Genomic DNA, 3,326 nt, shown 5'->3' with positions numbered 1-3,326 from the left:
AACGATTTCATCGATGACGGCTTCTTGCTCTTGCAAGTATGCCAGGACATCTTTGCGCGTCTCATACTCCTTGCCCAGGTTGTAAGGTGGAGAAGTAATGACCAAGGCAATGCTTTCTGAGGGCAGCGTCTTCAGGAAGTCCAGAGCGTCGCCTAGCGATCGGCGGGCAGAGATCCTGGCTCGCTCTCTTGCTGCCTGGTTGCGGGACGGGCCAATTGCGGGTTGCATTGCTCTCTGGGGAAACTATGGGGGAGATGTGCGTCTGTGTCAAGACCGCATTCGTGTCATACTAGAGCCGAAAGAAAGAGGCGCCGGGCAGATCCGCCAGGGACCTATCCGGCGCTCTTCAGCAGAAAAGGCCTCACGTTTTCAGCAGAGAAGATGAGTGGGCAGCGCGGAGCGCCAGGCTGACACGCCTGAGCAAACGAGGCAGACAGCCTGGCCACTCCGGCGGCCACCACGAACTTGGCTCCGGCTCAGTACGTAGCTCTTGCCTCCTTTCCTCAAAGGAAATGCTTGCCATAGGGCGAGCTGGAGAGGCGAGGTGTCCTTTGTCCTTGTCACCTCACCTCATCCCAGCTCGCCGCGCTCTAGACGACGCTGCAAGTAGCGCCATTCAATGTGAACGAAGTCGGCGCGGGATTGCTACCATTCCAGGTAGCCAGGAAGCCTGGTGAAGCGCCCAGAGTAGCGCCCGCCGGGATCTGGGCATTGTAGGAGGCATTCGTGATCGTCACCTGAGCACCTTGCTGCGTGTAGCTACCGTTCCAGAGCTGGGTGATCTGCTGACCAGCCGTGAAGCTGAAACGCAGAGTCCAGCCGTTAATAGGGCTGCTCCCGGTATTGGTGATGGTAATGCTGCCCTGGAAGCCGCCCGGCCACTGGCTGACGATGCTATAGTGGACCTGGCAGGCCGCTCCTGGTGTTGGGGTAGGAGTAGGCGAAGGCGTGCTAGTAGGAGCCGGTGTCGGTGAAGGTGTCGCCGTTGGGCTGGGCGACGGCGCCGGCGTCGGCGAAGGTGTTGGGGTGGGTGCCGGAGTACCGCCTCCAGTGCCAGCCGGAATGACATAGGTCACCAGCGAGCGCGCAGGCACGGTCGCGCTGAAGGAGCCACTGCTCACTGTCAGCGTGGCTTGAGCCGCCGTGTTGTTGTTATTGTTCGTCAGATAGGGGGTCACCGTCGCCCCGTTGGCCACATTCGTATTCTGCAGCGAGAAGGTCGCCGCTGTGCTGCTGCTCGACAGATTGATGACCACAATGGCTAGCGTGCCATTCGTGTTGCGGTAGGCCGAGACCAACAGATTGCTATCAGAGCTGCTGGCACCGATGCGCACCGCGCCGGGCCGGATGAAGCGGCTGTAGTTAGCGAAGGCCCACAGGCGCTTTGACGGCGTGATAGTCGAACCGTTGAGCTGGATCAGGCCCTGGTTATCGGTCGACACCGAAGTGCTGGCCACACCCCACCAGTAGAAGAAGGCGCTCAGGTTCGCCGAGGTCAGCCCAACGTGGATATGCTGGGCCCAAGTGAGACCCGAGGCATCGCTGCCATCGTCCCAGGCCGCGTCGAAGCTATCGAACGTCGACCACTCGGTTTCCCAGACCGGCTTACCGTTCGAGTTAAGCGGCGAAGTCGGTGCGGCGGTATAGCCGTGGCTGGAGATAATCTTGACGTAGGAATTAGCGGTCGCGTCGTTAACAATGGCGCTGGTATAGCTGGGAGCCAGATCCCACCCCTCGGCATCGCAGCAGACAATGCGCGTTGACAGGCCAGCGTTAGCCAGTGTTGGCCCCAGAATCTTAGCAAAGTCGGCGGTCTGCGTTGGGTTCATCACCATGCTGGAGTAGGAGGTGGTCAAATTCGGCTCGTTCACAAAGCCCACATCGGTGATGGTAACGCCCGCCGCCTGGTAGTCCTTAATGTACTGTACCAGGTAGTTAGCGTAAGCCTGGCGCCAATCGCCTGAGCTGCAGGTAGCACCGGGTGCGCCGCAGAGGGTACCACCGTTGCTTTCAGAGCCGTTGGTCTTCATGAAGCCGGGAGCGCTCCAGGCGTCAGCATAAATGCGGGTTACGCCGTAGTTCTGAATCACTTGCTGGGTCAGAGGCAACTGGCCCCAATCGGTCCCGATGGGCACGTACTGCGGTGTGGCCGTTGGGCTGCCAGGACTGTTCGGCTCAATCGTATGGCTGCTGTCAGAAGGGATCAAGTTGCGTAGAATGGTCAGCCCGGCCCCGGTTGTGGGACTGAACAGCAGGTCGAGCATCTGTCTCTCAAGCGTGGAGCCAGCATTGATCATGGCCTGGGCTTGGCCGAAGGCTTCAGAGACGCCAAAGCCATCAATAGTCTGATAGGTCGTCCCGCCATTGATGGTCACGCTTGAAGCCGCATAGGCCGGGCGCCCTTGAACAACAGCGCTCAGTGTCAAGGCAGTGATGAGCGCCATGAGCGCCAGGCCGGCGCACAGGTTCTTGAGTTGTTTCCTGAGCATAGCCTGTGTTCCTTTCTCCTGAGGACTCTCCTTGTTTGGTTTGTTCGGTTGTGTATAATCTCTGCCCTGGGTAGGTGCTGGATTTATGTGAACAGGCGGTGAGCCGAGTCAGGCCTGGCCGTACCTTGCCGGGCCTGTTCTACCAGACGAGCAGGCTAGCTGCTCGCCCAGATCACTGGCGGGGGCAGGTCAAGCAGGCCTGGCCCAGCTCAGTGCCCGTCACGCGCTAGTCAGGTAAGGTATTGCTGCACTGGCGTTGTCATCGCTCCCTAACGCTGGCTCACCCCCCAGCTAGACCGTATTGCAGGTCACGCCGTTCAGGGTGAAGACCGTCGGATCGGTGTGATTGCTCGTCCAGGTGCCATTAAAGCCGATTGAGACAGAGCCACCGGCGGCGATGACATCGTTGTAGCCCACGTCGCGAGCCGTTACTTGCTGACCCTGCTGGCTCCAGGTGGCGCTCCAGCCCGCCGTAACCTGCTGGTCGCCCGGGAAGGTAAAGACCAGGGTCCAGCCAACAATGGCAGCGTTGCTGATGTTGGTGATCGTGATGTTGGCGGTCATACCGCCCGTCCAGTAGCTGGCGCTATAGTGGACGGCGCAGTAGTGGCCGGGCACGGGCGTGGGCGTCGGCGTCGGAGTGACGCCGTTGGCTAGGTCCGTCAGATGGTTCAGCAAGCCCTGCCCGTAAGGTGTCGGTGTACCGTTGTAGTCGGTAATGAGCGAAGGGAAGCTCCAACAATTGTATGTGTCCCAGGCCCAGGCTAGATAGCCAATGTTGTTCTGGTCCATCCAGGCCATAGCCATATCGATGAAGCCGTGGGCACAGTCGTTCTC

2 protein-coding genes and 1 pseudogene are annotated in these 3,326 nt (G+C 59.9%); all 3 read right to left on the bottom strand.

What is annotated here, in order from left to right; all coding sequences use genetic code 11:
- Positions 1 to 228 (bottom strand): annotated as a pseudogene (locus IRZ24_RS18475) (hypothetical protein); the annotation flags it as partial.
- Between the two features lie 362 nt (positions 229 to 590).
- Entirely contained in the window at positions 591 to 2,489 is a 1,899-nt protein-coding gene (locus IRZ24_RS18470) for a cellulose binding domain-containing protein (protein WP_297167613.1), read from the bottom strand.
- 291 nt (positions 2,490 to 2,780) lie between these two features.
- Positions 2,781 to 3,326 (bottom strand): cellulose-binding domain-containing protein (locus IRZ24_RS18465; protein ID WP_297167610.1); only part of this gene is annotated, 546 nt, incomplete at its 5' end.

The organism is Thermogemmatispora sp. (assembly GCF_019683755.1).
GTDB lineage: Bacteria > Chloroflexota > Ktedonobacteria > Ktedonobacterales > Ktedonobacteraceae > Thermogemmatispora.
Note: the sequence above shows the minus strand (reverse complement) of the source record. Positions and strands in the feature narration are given on the sequence as shown.

Excerpts from the sequence above, each read along its gene's own strand:
- IRZ24_RS18470 (WP_297167613.1), bottom strand. The coding sequence starts at position 2,489 with ATGCTCAGGAAACAACTCAAGAACCTGTGCGCCGGCCTGGCGCTCATG.